The organism is Campylobacter sp. S4:11 (assembly GCF_024723695.1).
Taxonomy (GTDB): domain Bacteria; phylum Campylobacterota; class Campylobacteria; order Campylobacterales; family Campylobacteraceae; genus Campylobacter_D; species Campylobacter_D jejuni_C.
Genome location: NZ_JANQDC010000123.1, coordinates 1 through 274, shown reverse-complemented (window position 1 = coordinate 274; position 274 = coordinate 1). Strand labels below are relative to the sequence as shown.

The window sequence follows — 274 nt, the reverse complement described above, 5'->3', positions numbered from 1 at the left end:
ATCCTTGAGATATGCTTGGAGTAATTTTTAAATTTCCTAAAAAGAAAGTATAACTTGCTCCATAGTTAATTTGTTTTTCATTGCTTGATTGTAAGTAAAAATTATAATAATCTCCCATATTAAGTATAGAATTAAATCCCATACTAATACCTGCTCTAATATCCCCTGCACTTTTAATACCATAATTATCAGCATATAATAATACATTAGCCTTAGTATCAGGCACTACTTCTATAACTACATCAGTTTCACCTACATTCTCCCCTGCTTGTAA

At 29.6% G+C, this 274-nt stretch carries 1 protein-coding gene; it reads right to left on the bottom strand.

The features are described from left to right. A partial coding sequence (locus CAMP5053_RS08510; protein WP_337217660.1) for a ShlB/FhaC/HecB family hemolysin secretion/activation protein occupies nt 1-274 on the bottom strand: 274 nt, incomplete at both ends.